The organism is Acinetobacter sp. NIPH 2100 (assembly GCF_000369805.1).
In the GTDB taxonomy this organism is placed as follows: domain Bacteria; phylum Pseudomonadota; class Gammaproteobacteria; order Pseudomonadales; family Moraxellaceae; genus Acinetobacter.
Map to the genome: position 1 here is coordinate 1184717 of NZ_KB850224.1, position 17904 is coordinate 1202620.

Below are 17904 nucleotides of genomic sequence, written 5' to 3' on the forward strand. Positions count from 1 at the left end.
ACGCTATTGTATTGAATTTTATAAGCTTAAGAAGGGAAGGTTGACTGTATAAGAATGAGAAAGAAGTTGGGCGATTTTTATACTATCGAAATCTTCTGAAAAAGATTATTGGTGATTTGTTCGGCTTGTACAATAACTGAAACGCCAATGTTTTTGCAGAAACACTTTTAAGGACAGACGAGCAAAATGAGTGATGAGCATGTTTTAACAGATATCTTTTTTGATATTTATCGATTTGCTGAAATATCGGGTAAGATCTTCTGTCTGGAAAATTTTTCACAGCAGAAAAAGTTGAACTTTCATGCTCAACATGCCTATATCCATATTATTCAACATGCGCCCTGCAGACTTAAAGTTAAACGACTTCATCTTGATCTGATCTTACAGGCTGGCGATATTGTTGTATTGCCAACTAAGCTTGAGCATTCGATTGAAATCGTGGACGAGTCAATACCGGAAGCATCGGTGATTAGTTGTGTTTTTCAATTGAAAGGGATTTATGGCGAAGCGATTGCGGAAGGGTTACCCACTTATATTCATGTGCCATCCCATCATGATGCAGAAAAAATTGCAGAATGGGTACCGATGACTGTTGCTGCAATCAAACTTGAACTTGAACATCCAACGCTCGGGAGCAGGGTCATGCTATCCCGAATTATTGATTTACTATTGGTTTGGTCAATACGTTTTTGGCTGGCAACAGAGAAGATAGAACATAAAAGCTGGATTTCTGCATTACGCGATCCCATGATGAGTAAAGCATTATCGTTAATGCATGCTCAACCTGCCTATGAATGGGATGTTGAATCACTGGCTCAACTTACCAAGCAGTCTCGCTCTAGTTTTTCTAAAAAATTTGTTGAATTGGTTGGGACATCACCGATACTTTATTTAAAAAACTGGCGTATGAAATTAGCCTGTCAATTGCTCACAGAAACAGATAAAAATATTGCACAAGTTTCGGAACTGGTCGGTTATTCCTCACAAGCAGCATTCACACGTACTTTTACACAGACTTTTGGCTGCGCGCCGAAAGTATTTAGAAGTCGATTGATCTCATCTTCATTGGACTAAACAAGGGGGATTAAGTTGCTTGAGTTCAATGAATAAGATTTATATTTGAATGGAGTGTCTTTAATTTTTGAGTTGCTTTTGATCAGCGCCGTGATCAATTCACCGCGCTGATTCTATGTTTTAGAATTTAAAAGTTGCACGTAATACCGCTTGACGAGAATCCCCTTGAGACACTGCCAAATTATTTACACTAGCAGTGTAATAGGTCTTGTCAAAGATATTATTTAAATTAAATTGAAAGTTCACAGCTTGTTTAGCAATGCTAGTGTCATAACTGATAAAGGCGTTGGTCAGTGTATATTCAGGTAAGTCAAAGGTATTTTCTGAATCACCTGCGCGCTTACCGACATAATTACCACTGAGACCTAAACGTAATTTGCCATTGTAAAGTTCCCCATAATTATAGGCCAAGGCCAGAGAAGCTGTATCTCGTGCTACATTATTCAAGCGATTGCCTTGCAGACCAAGCTCGTCTTCGGTGACTTTGGCATCGGTATAGGCATAGGTGAGGGTCGCATCGAGTTGATCGGTTAGTCGTCCAGTGAGGTCAAGTTCAGCGCCTTTGGAACGGACCGCTCCAGTTGTATGTAGTTCGATCTCATTGCTTGATGGATTGGTCACTTTGGCTAAAACATTACGTTTTTTAATGTCATAGAGTGCAAAATTGGCTTTGATACGGTCATTTAACTCATATTTAGCACCAACCTCATAGGATTTTGCTTGTTCTGGGCTGACATCTGCATTAATGACCGCATCGCCACCGAGCGGGGCGATTGACGATGAAGGTTTAAGTGATTCGGTATAGCTACCATAGAATGAAAGCTGATCATTCCATTGATAGACCAAACCTGCATGCGGGAGCCAAGTATCATCTTTGGTATTGGTATTTTCCTTAAATGGTCTGCCACGCCCAGCAGTCTGTTGATAATTCAAATAACGGCCACCCAGTACTGCAATCCAGTTTTCATTGAAATGAATGGCATCTTGGACATAAAACCCATAGGTGTGTAATTTATCGGTTTGGTCACTGTCCGATGCGACAATGTTGCGGGAAGTCTCAATAGCCCCATAGTTAGGGTTTAAATAATCTAAAGTTGATGTATCTCCACGAACCATGTCAGGACGGAAATATTTACGGTATTCGATATCTGAACCGATTTGAAGATCATGTTTTAAGCCCAGTAAATTGACTGAACCAGTCAAATAGGCTTGTGCATTACTATCTACACTTTCTGCATTCAGCGTCGCATCGGTGCGGCGTGTCACCGTATGGTTGGTGGTATTTAACTTGGTTACACGTAACTGATTGGCATCATAGGTTTCATAGTTATAGGTATAGCCGAAGTGAGCTGACCAAGCATCATTAATTTGATGATCAACCAGTAGTTGTGCTAGATGATCTTCTCCCTTCATTTGGTTAAAGGCTTCATCCAAGCGCTGATATTTAGAGATGGGTAAGGCTTGCTTGGTTTTTGGATCAAAAATGGTCGAGCGATCAAAAGGCACATCAAAATCACGATATTGATAGCTGAGATTGACTTTGGTTTGACCATTATCCCAAGCCAATGATGGTGCAATTAAGGTTTGTTTGAGATTGCCAAAATTACGCCAATAGTCTGCGTCGGAATGATCAGCAATAAGGCGGTAAGCAAAGTTACTATTATTGATTGCGCCCGTGGTATCTAGACTTGCGCCTAAACCATTTTTACCTGCCGCGAAACTTGATCCATAAACTGAAAACTCAGTTTTTTGCGTGCGTTCAGGTTTTTTTGTAATGACATTGACTACACCACCAGGATCCATAATGCCATAGAGTAACGATGATGGACCTTTTAGAACTTCAACCTGTTCGACTGCCGCATTCATGGTCCGACCTTGCACAATTGGCATACCATTTACTGTAATTGAACCATCACGATTGTCACCAAAACCCCGTTTCATCACGGTATCTTGAGTACCACCCAAAGTATTACCCTGTGTAATGCCGCTGACTTGGGTGAGTGCATTATCTAAGTTTGCAGGCAAATAATCTTTTACATATTGTTTAGAGACCACATTTACTGTTTGTGGACTTTCCAAATTCTTTTTATTTCCTCTCAGGGTCGATGCAGTTTGAGAGGAGATATAACTTGAAGTTTGTTCTGCTTGAATGTTAATTGTAGCGAGTTGAGTCGGTTGTATAGAAGTGGTTTCTGCCCATGAGATGGTAGGAACAAAAGATAAAAGCAATGGACTGCTATGTTTTAAAACTTCAATAGTCATGAGATTTTTGCGTGGCGAGAAAGCAGACATAGGGATACCTGAGCGATAGAAAAATCGAGGTGGTGCAGGAGAGAAGCAGTCACTTCACCTAAGAAGTATCGGCGAGTGTCGTAATAAGCGAGTCAAGTATATTTAAATGGGAATCATTTTCAAGTGAATAGTTGGGATGTAAAAACTTATAAAATTAAGATGCTGATAATTCATTTATTATTCTTTAAAATTAGTCTGCATGTGCTCTGCTTTTGATCAGATCTTGGTTTAAGTAGGAGGAGATATCATTACAATAAATTTTTAAGTGTAGTCCTGAACGTTTTCATTAAAATGAATAAGATTCATATTTGAATATTTAAATAAATCATTTTATTCATAATGATTTGTTGAGTAGGCTAAAACAACACAGCTATTTACAACAATTAGAGATCGCCATGGATGAGCAGTATTTGAAACTTGATGTCTTTATCCTATTTTGAGTATAACAATGACAAAATTAGATTTTGCAATTATTGATCCGCATATCCATCAGTGGGATCCTTACCATACACCGCATTCCGCAGCACTGTTGGTCAAAGCTTTGGGCAAATATCCGGCCGTGATGGATCAGGTGGTACGTTGGGTAAAACCAAAACCACTGCTTGAGACCATTGGTCGTACGGACGATGTGTTAAATCCATATTTGCCTGAACATTATCGTGCTGATCTTGGAACTTTTTCAGCAGAAAGCGTTGTGCATGTGGAAGCGAATTGGCATCACCACAAAGGTTTTGGGGTGGTTGAAGAAACCACTTGGCTTCAGCAATTAGATTTTAACTCACAAGGTCTGAAGTTAGGTGCAATTGTCGCAACAGCAGATCCTCGGGACCGAAAATTTAAAGACATTCTCAAAGCACATCAGGATGCGAGTCCGAAATTTTGTGGTATTCGCAAAATGGCGGCTTGGCATCAAGACAAGGGTGTTTACCGTTGGTGTGATCGGCCACATTTATATCAGAACAAGAGCTTTCTCAAAGGTTTTGAGCAGCTGGCAAAACTGGATTTATCTTTTGATGCTTGGGGCTATTCCACGCAATTATTAGAAATAACCAGTTTGGCGAAACAATTTCCTGAAACACGTATTGTGGTTGATCATCTGGCGACGCCTGTTGGTTTATTTGGGGCCGTCGGCAAAAAAACAGGCAAAACACTGGCGCAAAGAAATGCCATCTTTAAACAATGGCAACAGGATATTGCACAGTTAGCCGAGCAGAAAAATGTCCATGCCAAAATTTCAGGTTTAATGATGCCTGTGCTCGGACATACATATTACAAACAGCATCGAACGGCGACCATTGCGGAGATGGTGAATGTATTAACACCTTTAATACAACATGCCATTCAGGTGTTTGGTCTGGATCGAGTGATGTTTGCTTCTAATTTTCCTATGGATAAACCAAATACGACCTTAAATGATTTAATCCATGCCTATATTCAAATGATTGCACCCTATGGCGAGCAGGCTTTGTATTCAGTATTTAAACAAAATGCCGCCAATTTTTTTCAACTTCCTTTAGAGCCATAATATGAAAAGTTTTAATCAAAAAGTCGCTGCAATTACAGGCGCAGGGTCGGGCATTGGTCAACAGCTCGCGATTTTATTGGCCCAACAAGGTGCGCATTTAGCTTTGAGCGATATTAATGAACAGGGTTTGGCGGAAACACAGGCTTTGCTGCAGCAATATCCTGTCAAGGTTACACTGACAAAACTAGATGTATCGGATCAGACCGCAGTACGTGAATGGGCTGCAGAAAGTTTTAAAGCTCACGGCAAGATTAACTTGATTTTTAATAATGCAGGTGTGGCTTTGGCGAGTACTGTAGAGGGGATGAACTATGATGAATTGGAATGGATTTTAAATATTAACTTTTGGGGTGTTGTGTATGGTACTAAAGAGTTTTTGCCGTATTTAAAGCAAAGTGATGAAGGGCATATTATTAATATTTCCAGTCTTTTTGGTTTAACCGCTCAGCCGACACAAAGTGCTTACAATGCTACAAAATTTGCAGTCCGTGGTTTTACAGAGGCTTTACGCCAAGAGTTAAAAATACAAAATAATGGTTTGAGTGCGACCTGTGTGCATCCAGGTGGAATCCGCACCAATATTGCCAACAGCGCAAGAATGAGTGAGAGCATTCGTAGCTTGGGGATGAACCCAGCCAAAGCCAGTCAGGCATTTAACAAGGTGTTAAAAACCCCACCTGAGCAAGCTGCTAAAATTATTCTGAATGCAGTCAAAGCGGATAAAGCACGTATCCTGATTGGGAACGATGCCAAAATGCTAGATTTGATTCAACGCATCACACCAACGCATTATGGACATGCACTTAGTTTTTTCACGAAGAAAAGTAAGAAAAAGAAAGCGTAATTATCTTTAGCAAAAGGATGTTAATAGTGCTTGTTGCTTTAAAACAGGCATCTTTTTTAGATTTTATGGGTGCATGAAAAGCATGTGCAACGATATCACTACAATAATAGATCAGCGCTGGTGCAAAAATAATTCAAAATATTGCAGTGCTGCATGAAAAATGATCTAAAAAAGGGACTACTATTTATTTCCTAAATAATGATTCACTTTACATGTAACTAGATTATTCGGTTTCTCACTTGGTTTGGTGTAAATTATTGTCCATGCCAAAGTTCTTTTTTTGAAAGAATTTCAGCGAATAAATTTTTTGTACATTTGAGAGAGAGTCTAAAGAGTAAAGTATGTCTGTGAACCCTAGTAAAATCAAAAAACCTTTATATATTCACTATGCTGGAAACGCTCTTTTAGAACTACCTCTGTTAAATAAAGGCTCTGCTTTTTCTGAAGAAGAACGAGAGAATTTTAACTTGCATGGCCTAGTTCCGTACAATATTGAGAATATTGAAGAGCAGACCCAACGTTCATATCAACAGTATCTTTCATTTGATAACGACTTGAATAAGCATATTTATTTGCGAAATATTCAAGATACCAATGAAACGCTGTTCTATAATTTATTGAGTCAGCATTTAGATGAAATGCTGCCGATTATTTATACCCCGACGGTTGGAGAAGCATGTCAGCGTTTCTCAGACATCTATCGTCGTCATCGCGGTATCTTTATTTCTTATCCTGAACGTCAGTACATCGACCAAATTATTCATAACGTAAACAAGAAAAACGTTAAAGTGATTGTGATTACAGATGGCGAGCGTATTTTAGGTCTGGGTGATCAGGGTATTGGCGGCATGGGCATTCCAATTGGTAAATTGTCGCTTTATACCGCATGTGGTGGGATCAGCCCTGCCTATACCTTGCCGATTACCATTGATGTTGGAACCAACAACCAAGAATTGCTTGATGATCCAATTTATATGGGCTGGAAACAGCCACGTATTCGTGGTGAGCAATATTATGAGTTTGTTGAGCAAATTATTACGGCAGTGCGTCAGCGTTGGCCAGATGTGCTGATTCAATTTGAAGATTTTGCGCAAACCAATGCCATGCCATTATTGACGCAGTATCGCGATAAGATTTGTTGTTTTAATGATGACATTCAAGGGACAGCAGCGGTCACTGTTGCGACCTTAATTGCTGCATCAAGAGCGCAAGGTAAACAACTGAAAGATCAAACAGTTACTTTTGTTGGTGCTGGCTCGGCGGGATGTGGTATCGCAGAACAGATCGTCAGACAAATGATGGATGAAGGCTTGAGCGACCATGAAGCACGCTCACGTATCTTCATGGTAGATCGTTTTGGTTTGATGACTGATCAACAGCCGAATTTGCTTGATTTCCAGCAAAAACTTGCAACTCCTGTGGATGCGATTCGCACTTGGGAATATACAGGCGATAATGTTGCTTTATTAGATGTCGTGAAAAATGCCAAACCAAGCATCTTGATTGGTGTGTCAGGGCAGGCAGGTTTATTTAGTGAAGATGTGATTAAAACGCTGGCTAAGTATTATAAGCATCCGATTGTATTACCTTTGTCGAACCCGACGTCACAAGTGGAAGCGCAGCCGAAAGATATTATTGAGTGGACGCAAGGTGCTGCAATTGTGGCAACAGGTAGCCCTTTTGCACCCGTTTATTTCCAAGGCAAGGTGTATAGCATTGCGCAATGCAATAACTCCTATATCTTCCCCGGAATTGGGCTGGGTGTAATTGCTTGTGGTGCAACTCATATCAGTGATTCGATGTTGATGGCTGCGAGTACCGCTTTGGCAGATTGTTCACCACGTCTGAAAAATGCTGCGGCAGATTTATTACCGAATATCAATGACATTCAACAAGTGTCTAAGTTCATTGCATTTAAAGTAGCAAAAGCAGCGATGGCAGATGGATTGGCAGTGCCATTAAGTAATGATGTACTTAAACAGGCAATTGAAGATAATTTCTGGACGCCAGAATATCGTAATTATCGCCGTGTTGGCTACTGAGCCATTTAATTAAAAAGGACTCTACGGAGTCCTTTTTTTAGGTTTTATAAGTAGAGAGCAGAATACTGGTCTCACTATTATAGATCCCTGAAATATTTCGAATTCGTTCCAAGGCTTTATCGAAGTTTTCCAAACTGTCAGATTGCAATTCCACCAGAATATCCCATTTGCCATTGGTGGTATGCAGACGTTCAACAGCAGACTCTAAGCGCAGCTCCCGAATCACTGCCTGAGCACGGGTACCTTCCACCATAATATTCATCCATGCGCGAATAATATTTTTTTCAGCATTGGGGCGAAAACGCACGGTGTATCCCGTAATCACGCCAGTAGATTCCATATATTCGATTCGTTTCTGCACTGTGGCACGAGAAACACGTGTTTTTGCTGCCAGATCTGTAATGGACATTCGTGCATTGTCTTTGAGCAAGCCTAATATAATATGATCGATATTGTTCATTTTGGTATTTACTATGCGCAAATTGATAAAAATTAATTCATTTTAATCATTAAAACGAATTTTGTGAATCAATTTGATTCTTAATAATAGTGAATATACAAAGCCCCAAGCATTTTTACTTCAGCACTAAAGAAGCGAAATGCAGTTCAGGGAGGATGGGGTAGGACGCCCTTAAAAAAGGGAATCTGTGAATAACAGGGACAATTGATTAATTAAGGAATAGATGATGTCTTTATCATATGCGGCTCAAAATGGCAGTGCTTGGCAAACCTTTCTCACTCAAGTCGATCGCGTAGCACCTTATTTGGATGCCGACCTCAGCAACTTTGTGAATACACTGAAAACACCAAAACGTACCCTGATTGTTGATGTGCCAATCGTGATGGACGATGGTTCAATTCGTCATTTTGAAGGTTACCGCGTACAACATAATTTATCACGTGGTCCGGGTAAAGGTGGTATTCGTTATCACCAAGATGTTGAATTAAATGAAGTCATGGCATTGTCTGCATGGATGACCATTAAAACGGCGGTATTGAATTTGCCATTCGGTGGTGCTAAAGGCGGTATTCGTGTTAATCCAAAAGAGTTGTCACCACGTGAATTAGAGCGTTTAACGCGCCGTTTTACCAGTGAGATCAGCCCAATTATTGGTCCACAAATTGATATTCCTGCGCCAGATGTTGGTACCAATGCCAACATTATGGGCTGGATGATGGACACATATTCAAGTATCAAAGGTCATACTGTGACTGGCGTAGTAACGGGTAAGCCTGTTCATTTGGGTGGTTCACTCGGCCGTGTTCGTGCGACAGGTCGCGGTGTATTTGTAACCGGTATGCAGGTTGCAGAACGCATCAAATTACCAGTCGAAGGCAGCAAAGTTGCTGTGCAAGGGTTTGGTAACGTGGGTAATGAAGCGGCTTATTTATTTAGCCATGCAGGCGCAAAAATTGTTGCGGTACAAGATCACACGGGCACGATTTTCAATGCAGAAGGGTTGGATGTCAAAGCACTGCAAAAGCATGTGGTGGAAACTGGCGGTGTGATGGGCTTTTCTGATTCAACTGTGATCTCGGATGAAGAATTCTGGACAGTTGATATGGATATTCTGATCCCAGCGGCATTGGAAGGTCAGATTACTGTTGAACGTGCGCAAAAATTAAAAGCCAAAATCGTACTTGAAGGTGCGAATGGCCCAACGTATCCAGAAGCAGATGATGTATTTGTCAGCCGTGATATTACCGTTGTCCCTGACGTGATCTGTAACGCAGGTGGTGTAACTGTCAGTTATTTTGAATGGGTTCAGGATATGGCGAGTTACTTCTGGACCGAGGACGAAATCAACGAGCGTCTAGACAAATTGATGATCCAAGCGATTGCCGATGTTTGGAATACTGCGGCACAAAAAGAATGTAGCTTGCGTACAGCCGCTTATATTTTGGCGTGTGAACGTATTCTGAAAGCGCGTAAAGAGCGCGGTATTTTCCCAGGCTAATCAACTAGTCAAAAATAGTGTAAAGGGTCTGTTGAGCATTCAACAGACCTGAAGATCAAAAACAGGAAGTGAGTAAATAAAATGAGCGAAGTCGCAATTACACGTAGCAATTTTAATGATTGGATGGTTCCAGTTTTTGCCCCAGCAAATTTCATTTTAGTACGTGGTGAAGGTTCTCGTCTTTGGGATCAAAACGATAAAGAATATATTGATTTTGCAGGTGGGATCGCGGTAAACGCTTTGGGTCATGCACATCCTGTGGCAGTAAAAGCCTTAACTGAACAAGCACAAAAGCTGTGGCACATTGGCAATGGTTATACCAACGAGCCTGTATTACGCCTTGCAAAGCAATTGGTAGATAGCACTTTTGCAGACAAAGTCTTTTTCTGTAACTCAGGTGCAGAAGCTAATGAAGCAGCGTTAAAACTGGCACGTAAAGTCGGTTTGCTCAGTGGCAATGCAAACAAGAACCAGATTGTTGCATTTAAGAATGCCTTCCATGGTCGTACTTTGTTTACCGTAACAGCAGGTGGCCAGCCAAAATATTCTCAAGACTTTGCACCATTGCCAGGTGGCATTGAACATACTGCATTTAATGACCTTGAAGCAGCAAAAGCTGCGATCACTGAAAATACTTGTGCGGTAATTGTAGAACCAATTCAAGGTGAAGGTGGCGTTCTGCCAGCAGATATCGAATTCTTGAAAGGCTTACGCGCACTCTGTGATGAAAAAGGTGCAGTCCTGATTTTTGATGAAGTACAAACCGGTGTGGGTCGTACAGGATCATTGTATGCCTATATGAATACAGGGGTAACGCCTGACATTTTGACTACAGCAAAAGCATTGGGTGGTGGCTTCCCGATTGGTGCAATGATCACTACAGATCATTATGCCAACATGTATGCAGTGGGCGATCACGGCACAACGTATGGTGGTAATCCATTGGCCTGTGCGGTTGCTGGCGCAGTATTTGAATTCATCAATACACCAGAAGTGTTAGACGGTGTAAAACAACGTCATCAATATTTTATTGATGCCTTAAACAAGATCAACGCTGAATATGATCTGTTCAAAGAAATTCGTGGTCAAGGTTTGTTAATTGGCTGTGTGTTGAAAGATGAACATGCAGGGAAAGCCAAAAATATTGTGACCTTAGCGGGTGAAGAAGGCTTATTGGCTTTAGTCGCGGGTACAGATGTGGTTCGTTTTACCCCTTCATTGATCATTCCTCAACACGATATTGATGAAGGTCTAAGCCGTTTTGTTCGTGCATTAGCACGCCTCTAAGTCTGCCGTGAGCATCTGCCCATGATGATTGTTCGACATGCAGCGCATCGGGACTTAGATGATATTTATCGTTTAGCGCAACGAGCGGGGGAGTCTGGCATTGGCCTGACTTCCTTACCACAAAATAAAGACATCTTGGCTGAACGTATTACACGTACCACTCGTACTTTAGACGGCTTATCCGAAAAGTGCGAGGCAAGTTATCTATTTGTATTGGAAGACACCAGCATTCACAAAATTGTGGGTGTAAGTGCAATTGAAGTTGCGGTCGGGTTGAATGAACCCTTTTACAACTTCCGTGTGGCCAAACAGGTACATGCCTCTAAAGCTTTAAATGTGTATAAGACTTTAGACACTTTGTTTTTAAGTAATGACCATACTGGTTGTAGCGAACTCTGCACCTTATTCCTTGATCCTGAATATCGTAAAAACCAGAACGGCAAATTTTTATCCAAAGTCCGTTTTCTGTTTATTGCTGCCTTCCGTTCTTTTTTTGAAGAACGACTGATTGCAGAAATGCGTGGTTTTTCCGACCAGAATGGACGGTCACCATTTTGGGATTCACTCGGTTATCTATTTTTCAATATGGATTTTGCCGCAGCGGATTATCTCAGTGGTGTCGGGCAAAAAGCTTTTATCGCAGAACTGATGCCGAGATTTCCAGTCTACGTCGACTTGCTGACTTCTGAGGCACGTGAGGTGATTGCAGAAGTGCATCCGCATACGCTACCAGCGGCAAAGGTATTGATGTCAGAAGGCCTTAAATATCAGGGGTATGTCGATATCTTTGATGCGGGGCCAACACTGGAAGCTAATACTGCTGAGTTACGGGCAGTGAAAGAGAGCCGCTTGCTTAAAGTCAAACTCACTGAGCAAGTCGAAAGTACAGAGACACATTTTTTGGTTGCTAATGACCAATACAAAGATTACGCCGTGTTGCTGATCAATAACAAAGCCGATGAAAGCGAGACTTTGCATTTAACAGCAGCACAAGCACAGGCACTGAATATTGCTGAACACGATGAAGTACGCGTTTTAGCATTAGAAAAAATGGAGAAGAACTAATGTCACAAGGTGCATTATTAATTGATGGTGCTTGGATTAAAGGACAAGGGACTGCGTTCAGTAAAACAAATCCAGTGAGCAATGCACAAATTTGGGCAGGGCATGAAGCAAGCCAAGCTGATGTTGAACAGGCATGCCATGCAGCACGTCAGGCATTTCCAGCTTGGGCACGCTTAGCACTAGAAGAACGTATCGCAATTATTGAGCGTTTTGCGGGTTTGCTGGAACAGAATAAAACCCAATTGGCTGAAGTGATTAGTCAGGAAACCAGTAAACCGCTTTGGGAAACTTTAACCGAAGTACAATCGATGATTGGTAAAGTAGCGATTTCAATTCGTGCCTATCATCAACGTACAGGGTTTAGCGAAACTGAAATGCCAGATGGGGTGGCTTCGTTACGTCATCGTCCACATGGCGTTCTCGCTGTATTCGGTCCGTATAACTTCCCTGGTCATTTGCCAAATGGTCATATTGTTCCTGCACTTATTGCAGGTAATACCGTGGTATTTAAGCCAAGTGAACTCACCCCTTGGACGGCCGAAGAAACTGCAAAATTATGGCAACAGGCAGGTCTACCGAAGGGGGTACTGAATATCGTACAAGGTGGACGCAGCACAGGTGAAGCACTCGCTGCGGCTGAACAGATTGACGGTTTATTGTTCACAGGCAGTGCCAATACGGGTTATCACTTGCATAAACAAATGGCAGGTGCACCTGAAAAAATCCTTGCCTTGGAAATGGGCGGCAATAATGCCTTGATCATTGATGAAGCAACCGATATTGATGCAGTGGTGAATTTAGCCATTCAATCTGCTTTCGTTTCTGCGGGGCAACGTTGTACCTGTGCACGCCGTATTATTGTTAAACACGGTGCCAATGGTGATGCTTTCATTCAACGTTTTGTTGATGTAGCGAAGAACTTGGTGGTTGGTGCATGGAATGCTGAACCGCAACCGTTTATGGGCGGTGTCATCTCTGCACATGCCGCGGAACAGATGTTGGCAGCACAAAGCAAGCTCATTGCTCTAGGTGCAAAACCATTGTTGGAAATGACGCGTCCACAAGCGGACAGTTCATTGCTCACTGCAGGTATTTTAGATGTTACTCAGGTGACCGATATTCCTGATGATGAATACTTTGGTCCATTGACCACAATTTATCGCTATACCACTTTCGATGAAGCTTTAAACATTGCCAATAACACCCGCTTTGGTTTGGCGGTTGGCTTGGTTTCACCTGATCGTGATTTATTTGATCGTGTATTGATTGAAGCGCGTGCAGGCATTGTGAACTGGAACAAGCCATTAACAGGTGCATCAAGTGCAGCGCCATTTGGTGGTGTTGGGGCATCAGGTAACCACCGTGCCAGTGCGTTCTATGCAGCGGATTATAGTGCATGGCCAATGGCTTCACTGGAAAGTGACAGCGTTACTTTACCTTCAAAATTATCACCGGGTATTGTGCTGTAAGTCGGCTCGTATAGGGACACAGGGAGAAAAAAATGTCAGGTTATGAAATTAATTTTGATGGTTTAGTGGGACCGACCCATCATTATGCAGGTTTATCCTTTGGTAATGTTGCATCAACCAAGAACCGCAATAATGCGTCCAATCCTAAGTTGGCGGCAAAACAAGGCTTGAAGAAAATGAAGGCCCTTGCGGATTTGGGACTCAAACAATGTGTCTTTGCACCACAAGAACGCCCGCATGTGCCAACGTTGCGCCGTTTGGGTTTTACCGGCAGTGATATTGATGTCATTACCCAAGCCATGCGTACTGCACCAGCACTGTTGTCATCGCTCAGTTCAGCGTCATCTATGTGGACTGCAAACTCGTGTACGGTGTCGCCATCGGCAGATAGCACAGACGGTCGCATGCATTTTACTGCGGCAAACCTGAATAATAAGTTCCATCGATCAATTGAGCATCATACGACCACACGTATCCTTCAAGCGATGTTCAAGAATGATGTATATTTCGCGCACCACGAAGCATTGCCCGAAGCAGCTTTATTTGGTGATGAAGGGGCTGCTAATCATAACCGACTCGGTGGTGCTTATGATCAAGCTGGTGTACAGGTCTTTGTTTATGGTCAGCAACAGCTCGGTGGAGCCGTCGCACCACAGAAATTCCCTGCACGGCAAACCCGTGAGGCGAGTGAAGCGATTGCGCGTTTACACCGTTTAGATGCGAAACGCACGGTGTTCATTCAGCAAAACCCAGATGTGATTGATCAGGGCGTATTCCATAACGATGTCATCGCGGTGAGTAATCAGCAAGTATTGTTTCATCATCAGCAGGCTTTTTTAAATCAAGCTGATGCATTGCATGAAATCCGTCAAAAAATGGCGGGGATTGGGCAGGAATTTGTGTCGATTGAAGTGCCTGAAAGTCGAGTCAGTGTGGATGATGCGGTATCGACTTACTTATTTAATAGTCAAATTTTAACGCGTGCTGATGGTGGCATGAGTATTGTAGTACCAGAAGAATCTCGCCAAAACAAAGCGGTATGGAGCTATTTAAGCGACATGATTCAAATGGGCACGCCAATTGATGACATTAAGGTATTTGATTTGCGTGAAAGTATGCGCAATGGCGGTGGTCCAGCATGTCTGCGCTTACGTGTCGCGGTGAATGACGCCGAACTTGCTGCTGTGAATCCAAACTTGTTTATGAACGATGCACTGTTCAAAACCCTGAATCAGTGGGTGGACCAGCATTATCGTGACGAGTTAACGCAGGACGATTTGGCCGATCCAAGTTTATTGATCGAAAGCCGTACCGCGTTGGATGAACTCACCAAAATTTTGGCTTTAGGTTCGGTTTATCACTTCCAAAGATAAACAGTAAACAACGGCTTTTAAGGATGAAAGTACATGGTTGATCTATTAACGTTGACTTTAGAACAACGAGTTCCTGTGCAAATGCAAGGGAAAACTGCTGGATTTACATGGCAATGGCTTGGTGAAGGGCTATTACAATGTATGCCTAAGACAAGTTATAGAAAAACCATGGTGCTTTCTGCAGGTATTCATGGCAATGAAACTGCACCGATCGAATTGTTGGCAAATATTATCACTGATGTATTTGCGGAAAGGTTAAATCTGGCAGTACGGGTACTTTTTGTGTTCGGTAATCCCGAAGCCATTCGTCATGGTGTTCGTTATCTTGAAAATGATATGAACCGTATGTTCTGTGGTGCCTATCAAGATTTAATTCAAGACCAAGAAACTGAACGGGCAGCACATTTAGAGCAAGTGACAGCACAGTTTTTTGCAGATAGTTCAGCAGAAGCACAGCGTTATCACTATGATTTACATACCGCTATTCGTGCATCGCTCCTGCCTGTGTTTGCTTTATTCCCTTATCAGACAGCGCCTTACGATGACTTTCTGATCCAAAGTTTAAATGCTGCCGATTTGGATGCCTTGGTGTATCACAATGCGGTTGGGAAAACTTTTACTCATTTCACCACTGAACGTTTTCGGGCAGCCAGCAGTACTTTGGAATTAGGTAAGGCTAAGCCTTTTGGTGAAAATGACTTAGCTGAGTTTGCCACTACTGACCAGATGTTGCGCGCCGTACTTTCAGATCAGGCTTTGCCCATCAGACAGAAAGCAGACATTCGCCAGTTTAAGGTGGTGGATTCAATTTTAAAGCAAAGTGAAGATTTTCAACTGAATCTCAGCGCCAATGCACCGAATTTTTCTACTTTCCAGCAGGGCGAGGTGATCGCGACTCAGCAAGCTGGAAATTATGTCGCGCATGATCAGCAAGTCTGGATTTTATTCCCAAATCCGAATGTGAAAACAGGACTTAGAGCTGGATTGATATTAAAAGAAATGAATTAAGATACCGCCAATGAAGTGGTGAGATGTCGTTATTGGATGGAAATACATGGAGTTTGAATATGGATGTTCAATAGAACAAAACGTGTCAAAGAATATCGTCTAGATATTCGTTTTTATGAAAGTGAAACAGCAAGGACAGGTTGTCATAAGAATATAGTTGGAGTGACCGTGTATGAGTAACAATAACGAAAAGACATTTCCATCAGGCGAAGCCCTGAGTGGGCAATATGTGCCACAGCAGGATGTTGCCAGTTTATCGGGAACTTCTAGTGCAGAGATTGAAGTGGGTAAACCATTGAAACGAGCCATGACCAAGCGTCATTTGGTGATGATTTCTTTGGGTGGTGCAATTGGTACAGGGCTATTTTTAGGCTCTGGCGATGTCATTTCTCAGGCTGGTCCAGTCGGTGCGATTCTCTCTTACCTACTGGGTGGTGTGATTGCATACATGGTGATGTTGTGTCTCGGTGAACTCGCGGTACAGATGCCCGTTTCAGGTTCTTTTGGTGAATATGCCAGAACCTATATTGGTCCCGGAACAGGTTATATGATTACCTGGTTGTATTGGCTTACGTGGACGGCAACGTTAGGCACCGAATTTACTGCTGCGGCTTTACTGATGCAGGAATGGTTTCCTTCTATTTCCATGTGGACGTGGACTTTAGTATTTGCAGGTCTAGTTTTTAGCTTAAATGTCAGTTCTACACGGCTCTTTGCTGAATCCGAATTCTGGTTGTCTTTGGTCAAAGTCTTGACCATTATCTGCTTTATTGGATTAGGTTTAGCGGCTATTTTTGGCCTTATTTCCTATCATGGGCATGAGTCGGCGCCATTGTTTAGCAAGTTGACTGAACATGGTTGGTTTCCAAACGGTATTTTCCCAATTTTCGCGACCATGTTGATCGTGAACTTTGCATTCTCTGGCACAGAGTTGATTGGTGTCGCGGCAGGTGAAGCAGAAGAGCCAGCCAAGACAGTGCCAAAAGCAATCAATGCGGCAATCTGGCGCTTATTGATTTTCTTTGTTGGTACCATCGTGGTGATCTGTGCATTACTGCCTTATGAAATGGCAGGTCTAAATGCCAATAGTGTCAGTAACAGTCCATTCGTTACGGTATTTAATTATATTGGTATTCCATACGCAGAAGACATTATTCGTTTTGTGATTATTACCGCGCTTTTGTCTGCTGCAAACTCAGGTTTATTTGCAGCTTCTCGCATGATGTGGTCATTGTCTGAGAAGAAGCAGTTACCAAAAGTATTTTCAAAATTGACCCGTTCAGGCACACCGATTATTGCGATTATTGTGACGATGTTTGGTGCAATTCCAGGATTATTATCGGAACATTTTGCACCTGAAACGATTTTCAAAAACCTACTCGGTGTTGCCGCATTTACTATGGTGGTGGTATGGATTTCAATTTGTGTATCCCAATTTAACTTCCGCAGACAATGGATCAAATCGGGTAAAACAGTCAAAGACCTGAAATTTGCTGCACCACTATTCCCACTGACACCGATTTTAGGTGGTGTATTCTGTGTGATCACCTGTATCAGTATGGTGACTGATCCATCAATGCAAGTAGGTTTCGTCTGTTGCGTTCTGTTTATTATTGCCTGCTATGCGAGCTACAATATTTTTTATAAAAACAAAGCCGTTTAAATAACTTTCTTATTCAAACCTAATAACATAGACGGATAGGTTGTAGACATGCGCTACAACCTATCCGTTTTTTTTATGCATGATGATAGGGCCGCCGTATCGAGGGTGATAGATTGATCTTTTCAACTTATACTGGAGCTAAAATAGTCCTGATTGCGCATGTATAAGCCATGAATTTTTATCATCGATAATGCTTTTAGATGATGATTTGTTTACATATTGTGTAAGAAATACAGTCCTTGGTTGTGATTGTAGAAATACAAGGTATAAATGGGTTGAGTCGATTTTTTAAACAACAAAGAAT

At 42.0% G+C, this 17904-nt stretch carries 13 protein-coding genes; 11 read left to right on the forward strand and 2 right to left on the reverse strand.

What is annotated here, in order from left to right; translation table 11 throughout:
• Positions 1-186: 186 nt before the first annotated feature.
• The gene (locus F887_RS12505) at positions 187-1074 is read left to right on the forward strand and encodes a helix-turn-helix transcriptional regulator (RefSeq protein WP_005292590.1); all 888 of its coding nucleotides are present in this window, start codon (positions 187-189) and stop codon (positions 1072-1074) included.
• 120 nt (positions 1075-1194) lie between these two features.
• Here the strand turns inward: F887_RS12505 and F887_RS12500 are convergent, their stop codons facing one another.
• Entirely contained in the window at positions 1195-3366 is a 2172-nt protein-coding gene (locus F887_RS12500; RefSeq protein WP_005292591.1) for a TonB-dependent siderophore receptor, read from the reverse strand.
• Between the two features lie 448 nt (positions 3367-3814).
• Here F887_RS12500 and F887_RS12495 point away from each other — a divergent pair, with 448 nt between their 5' ends.
• The 3 genes from F887_RS12495 to F887_RS12485 all read left to right on the forward strand — a co-directional run bounded on the left by F887_RS12495 (position 3815) and on the right by F887_RS12485 (position 7777).
• The gene (locus tag F887_RS12495) at positions 3815-4891 is read left to right on the forward strand and encodes an amidohydrolase family protein (protein ID WP_005292593.1); all 1077 of its coding nucleotides are present in this window, start codon (positions 3815-3817) and stop codon (positions 4889-4891) included.
• Position 4892: 1 nt separating this feature from the next.
• Positions 4893-5735 carry an SDR family NAD(P)-dependent oxidoreductase gene (locus F887_RS12490; protein WP_005292594.1) on the forward strand — a complete coding sequence of 281 codons (843 nt, stop codon included), beginning with the start codon at positions 4893-4895 and terminating at the stop codon, positions 5733-5735.
• Between the two features lie 341 nt (positions 5736-6076).
• Positions 6077-7777 carry an NAD-dependent malic enzyme gene (locus F887_RS12485; RefSeq protein ID WP_005292596.1) on the forward strand — a complete coding sequence of 567 codons (1701 nt, stop codon included), beginning with the start codon at positions 6077-6079 and terminating at the stop codon, positions 7775-7777.
• A 37-nt stretch (positions 7778-7814) separates the two neighbouring features.
• On the opposite strand, the gene F887_RS12480 is transcribed toward F887_RS12485, so the two are convergent.
• The gene (locus F887_RS12480) at positions 7815-8237 is read right to left on the reverse strand and encodes an Lrp/AsnC family transcriptional regulator (protein ID WP_005292597.1); all 423 of its coding nucleotides are present in this window, start codon (positions 8235-8237) and stop codon (positions 7815-7817) included.
• Between the two features lie 223 nt (positions 8238-8460).
• Between F887_RS12480 and F887_RS12475 the strand changes: the two genes are divergently transcribed.
• The 7 genes from F887_RS12475 (at position 8461) to F887_RS12445 (ending at position 17600) form a co-directional block, all read left to right on the forward strand.
• A complete protein-coding gene (locus F887_RS12475; protein ID WP_171067386.1) occupies positions 8461-9735 on the forward strand; it encodes a Glu/Leu/Phe/Val family dehydrogenase in 1275 nt (424 codons plus the stop codon).
• A gap of 81 nt (positions 9736-9816) precedes the next feature.
• Positions 9817-11022 carry an aspartate aminotransferase family protein gene (locus F887_RS12470; protein ID WP_005292600.1) on the forward strand — a complete coding sequence of 402 codons (1206 nt, stop codon included), beginning with the start codon at positions 9817-9819 and terminating at the stop codon, positions 11020-11022.
• A 21-nt stretch (positions 11023-11043) separates the two neighbouring features.
• Complete coding sequence (gene astA / locus F887_RS12465; RefSeq protein WP_005292601.1) at positions 11044-12087, forward strand: arginine N-succinyltransferase; 1044 nt, start codon at positions 11044-11046, stop codon at positions 12085-12087.
• Entirely contained in the window at positions 12087-13556 is a 1470-nt protein-coding gene (astD, locus tag F887_RS12460; protein ID WP_005292603.1) for a succinylglutamate-semialdehyde dehydrogenase, read from the forward strand. The genes astA and astD overlap by 1 nt, the downstream gene beginning before the upstream one ends.
• A 32-nt stretch (positions 13557-13588) precedes the next feature.
• Positions 13589-14929, forward strand: coding sequence for an N-succinylarginine dihydrolase (gene astB / locus F887_RS12455; protein ID WP_005292605.1), 1341 nt, complete (start codon positions 13589-13591; stop codon positions 14927-14929).
• 33 nt (positions 14930-14962) lie between these two features.
• Positions 14963-15937 (forward strand): succinylglutamate desuccinylase, encoded by a 975-nt coding sequence (astE, locus tag F887_RS12450; protein WP_005292607.1) that lies wholly within the window; start codon positions 14963-14965, stop codon positions 15935-15937.
• Positions 15938-16109: 172 nt separating this feature from the next.
• Positions 16110-17600, forward strand: a complete 1491-nt coding sequence (locus F887_RS12445; protein WP_005292612.1) for an amino acid permease — start codon at positions 16110-16112, stop codon at positions 17598-17600.
• The last annotated feature ends 304 nt before the right edge of the window (positions 17601-17904 follow it).

Excerpts from the sequence above, each read along its gene's own strand:
- F887_RS12485 (WP_005292596.1), top strand. The coding sequence starts at position 6,077 with ATGTCTGTGAACCCTAGTAAAATCAAAAAACCTTTATATATTCACTAT.
- F887_RS12490 (WP_005292594.1), top strand. The coding sequence starts at position 4,893 with ATGAAAAGTTTTAATCAAAAAGTCGCTGCAATTACAGGCGCAGGGTCG.
- F887_RS12470 (WP_005292600.1), top strand. The coding sequence starts at position 9,817 with ATGAGCGAAGTCGCAATTACACGTAGCAATTTTAATGATTGGATGGTT.
- astE (WP_005292607.1), top strand. The coding sequence starts at position 14,963 with ATGGTTGATCTATTAACGTTGACTTTAGAACAACGAGTTCCTGTGCAA.
- F887_RS12480 (WP_005292597.1), bottom strand. The coding sequence starts at position 8,237 with ATGAACAATATCGATCATATTATATTAGGCTTGCTCAAAGACAATGCA.
- F887_RS12500 (WP_005292591.1), bottom strand. The coding sequence starts at position 3,366 with ATGTCTGCTTTCTCGCCACGCAAAAATCTCATGACTATTGAAGTTTTA.
- astA (WP_005292601.1), top strand. The coding sequence starts at position 11,044 with ATGATGATTGTTCGACATGCAGCGCATCGGGACTTAGATGATATTTAT.
- F887_RS12445 (WP_005292612.1), top strand. The coding sequence starts at position 16,110 with ATGAGTAACAATAACGAAAAGACATTTCCATCAGGCGAAGCCCTGAGT.
- F887_RS12505 (WP_005292590.1), top strand. The coding sequence starts at position 187 with ATGAGTGATGAGCATGTTTTAACAGATATCTTTTTTGATATTTATCGA.
- astB (WP_005292605.1), top strand. The coding sequence starts at position 13,589 with ATGTCAGGTTATGAAATTAATTTTGATGGTTTAGTGGGACCGACCCAT.
- F887_RS12495 (WP_005292593.1), top strand. The coding sequence starts at position 3,815 with ATGACAAAATTAGATTTTGCAATTATTGATCCGCATATCCATCAGTGG.
- F887_RS12475 (WP_171067386.1), top strand. The coding sequence starts at position 8,461 with ATGATGTCTTTATCATATGCGGCTCAAAATGGCAGTGCTTGGCAAACC.
- astD (WP_005292603.1), top strand. The coding sequence starts at position 12,087 with ATGTCACAAGGTGCATTATTAATTGATGGTGCTTGGATTAAAGGACAA.